Annotated in this window: 3 protein-coding genes; all 3 read right to left on the bottom strand. The window is 43.6% G+C overall.

The genetic code is table 11. The features are described from left to right. Window positions 1-71: 71 nt before the first annotated feature. Window positions 72-647, bottom strand: coding sequence for an isochorismatase family protein (locus tag VLN09_RS01625; protein WP_325243435.1), 576 nt, complete (start codon window positions 645-647; stop codon window positions 72-74). 264 nt (window positions 648-911) lie between these two features. After that, window positions 912-2,084 carry an acetyl-CoA C-acyltransferase FadA gene (gene fadA / locus VLN09_RS01620; RefSeq protein ID WP_325243433.1) on the bottom strand — a complete coding sequence of 391 codons (1,173 nt, stop codon included), beginning with the start codon at window positions 2,082-2,084 and terminating at the stop codon, window positions 912-914. A gap of 243 nt (window positions 2,085-2,327) precedes the next feature. Next, the coding region (locus tag VLN09_RS01615) for a 3-hydroxyacyl-CoA dehydrogenase family protein (RefSeq protein WP_325243431.1) at window positions 2,328-3,191 on the bottom strand (864 nt) is incomplete at its 5' end.

Raw genomic sequence — 3,191 nt, 5'->3', positions numbered from 1 at the left:
TGAGCGTCACCATTATAGAAAAATAGCGCTTATCTTAGTAAGCGCTATTTTTCTACATGGAATGACAATAGCTATTTAATCAAATTACTGATGGTTTTAAAGGCAGGGTCTTGGCTGCTACGGCATAGCTCAAACAAAATGGTCTCAACCGTGGTAATCACCCCACCAGCGCGGCGAATGCGGCGAATGGCTTGCTTTTTATCATAGGGAAAACGTGAGCCAACCGCATCGCCAATAATAACTGGCTGCATCCCGTTATCTAGCAAATCAAGCGCGGTTTGCAGTACACAAACATGTGCCTCTACCCCGAACAATAAAATAATACTGCGGTTTTGCTGTGCCAAATAATGCCACGAGTCATTATTATCACAGGCACTAAAAGTAACCTTTTCAAAACTTTTGGCATTTTTTTCTTCAAGCAATTCTCGAATTTCAGGCAAAGTATCGCCAAGTCCTTTTTTATATTGCTCATTCAGCATAATAGGGATATTCAGCGCTTGTAAGCCTTTCACAAGTGTCGTTATTTTTTTGATGATATTTTCATGGTCATAGATATGCGGTGTTAGGCGCTCTTGCACGTCGATTATCATCGCTTGAGTATTTTCACGGTCAATACGGTAGGTACGATCAGTAATCATGGTGGACATAGTACACTCCTTGTACGGCTGAAGCTGACGGCTCTAAACTTATTTAGAATGAATATTAGGCTTAAAATTATAACTGTTAATTACTCTCTCATTTAGTCACAGTTTAGCGAATGCGTCAATGGAGATAAACTTTAATAACCACTTATAAGCACAATGTTCTAACTATTGGCTTATTATTAAAGCATAAAAAAACCCCTAGTCATGATGACTAGGGGTTTATCGTAAAGTGCTTAACTATTTTAAAATTATTGCAATATGAAAGGCTTAAACACGCTCAATAATAGTGGCGATACCTTGACCAAGACCAATACACATCGTCGCCAGACCGATTTCAGTATCTGATTGCTCCATAGCATTTAGCAAAGTAACGGTGATACGAGCGCCAGAACAACCTAGTGGATGACCTAAAGCAATAGCGCCACCGTTGATGTTGACGATGTCTTGCTTATCCGTCAAGTTCAAGGCTTTAAGTACTGACAAGCCCTGCGCAGCGAACGCTTCGTTTAGCTCGATAGTTTGCATATCTTCGATGCTCATGCCAGCACGCTTCAATGCTTTTTGGGTGGCAGGTACAGGACCATAACCCATGATAGCGGCATCACAACCAGCGACTGCCATGCTACGAATACGAGCACGTGGCTTAAGACCTAGCTCTTTGGCTTTTTGCGCGCTCATGATTAGCATTGCTGATGCACCATCAGATAGTGCAGATGAGGTAGCAGCAGTCACTGTACCGCCTACTGGATCAAAGGCTGGGCGTAGCTTTTGCATTTGTTCCATCGTGGCATCAGGACGAATCACTTCATCAACGGTACATAGTTGCAAGCGACCCGCTTCGTCATGACCTTCGATACCGATGATTTCATTGTCAAAACGACCTTCAATAGTCGCAGCCCATGCACGGCGATGCGACTCAAGACCAAAGGTATCTTGTTCTTCACGGGTGATGTTATTCATACGACCTAGCATTTCAGCAGTCAAGCCCATCATGTTTGAGGCTTTTGCATAATGCTTTGACGCTTCAGGGTTAAGATCAACGCCATGCATCATGCCGACGTGACCCATATGCTCAACACCACCGATGATGAACACATCACCTTGGCCTGTCATGATTTGGGCAGCAGCGGTATGTAGCGCTTGCATAGAAGAACCACATAGACGGTTAACGGTTTGACCGCCAGCAGTCTTTGGAATACCAGCTAGCAAGCCAATGTTACGACCGATATTTAAGCCTTGCTCTAGAGTCTGGTTGACACAGCCCCAGATAACATCTTCAACGTCACGTGGGTCAAAGTCATTACGCTCAACCAATGCACGGACCAATTCAGCAGACATGCTATCAGCGCGGACATGACGGAACATACCATTTTTGGTTTTACCCATTGCTGAGCGTACGCCATCTACGATGACCACGTCTTTTGGACTTAAAATTGTCATACTATCTTCCTTTTCAATTTTTATTGTCAGTGTAGTCAGTTCACTTTAGTGCTACTACCTCGTCAATCTCGCTTAAAGTACAATACGTACATCTGCGCTCGATTTCCTTGTACTAGCATTAATTGTAAATAACTATAATCGTACGTTTGCTATTAAAGAATATTGCCATTAAATATAGCTAGCTCAATTGCTATGACTCTCAACAGCAAATGCACGGCACTTCATCCTAGTAATGACTGCCTACTACGCAGTTGCGTAAAAGGTCTCGCCTGCTGCTGCCATATCGCGAATCTTTTGCGGAGCTTCATAAGCTTTGCCAAGATGTGCGTATTTTTCACACAGTGCCAAGTAGTTATCTAGACCCATTTGGTCGATATAACGGCAAGGTCCACCGCGGAATGGTGGGAAACCAACGCCCATAATCATCGCCATATCCGCTTCTGATGGCGTGCTGACGATGTTGTCTTCTAGGCAACGTACAGTTTCATTACAGAAAGCTAGCATGGTGCGGTCGATAATCGCTTGATCATCAAAAGTCTGCTTGTCGCTATCAGTCGTGGTTTTTAATAGCTCATAAGTGGCTTCATCAGCAACTTTCTTTGGCTTGCCGCGTTTGTCCATTTCATACTTATAGAAACCAACGCCGTTTTTCTGACCTAAGCGTTTGTTTTCATATAAAAGCTCAATCGCGCCTTTATAATCAGGCTTCATGCGGTCAGGGAAACCTTCTGCCATCACTTCTGCGCCATGAACACCAGTATCTAAACCAACGACGTCGATTAGATAAGCAGGACCCATAGGCCAGCCGAATTTTTCCATGACTTTATCAACATGAGCAAAATCAGCACCTTGCTTAAGTAGCAAATCAAAGGCACCAAAGTATGGGAACAATACACGGTTGACTAAGAAACCTGGGCAATCATTAACCACAACAGGTACTTTACCCATTTTCGAAGCTAGCGCAACGGTGGTCGCAATCGCTTCTTCTGATGACTTCTCACCACGGATAACTTCAACCAATGGCATACGATGCACTGGGTTAAAGAAATGCATACCGACAAAGTTTTCTGGACGCTCTAGTGCTTCAGCGAGGAAAGTAATAGAGAT

The sequence above is a fragment of the Psychrobacter sp. genome, assembly GCF_035469765.1.
Classification (GTDB): domain Bacteria; phylum Pseudomonadota; class Gammaproteobacteria; order Pseudomonadales; family Moraxellaceae; genus Psychrobacter.
The sequence above is the reverse complement of the archived record's forward strand: the minus strand, read 5'-3'. Positions and strand labels throughout refer to the sequence as shown.

Bases quoted from the DNA above. Each gene is read 5' to 3' on its own strand.
- VLN09_RS01625 (WP_325243435.1), bottom strand. From the start codon at position 647: ATGTCCACCATGATTACTGATCGTACCTACCGTATTGACCGTGAAAAT.
- fadA (WP_325243433.1), bottom strand. From the start codon at position 2,084: ATGACAATTTTAAGTCCAAAAGACGTGGTCATCGTAGATGGCGTACGC.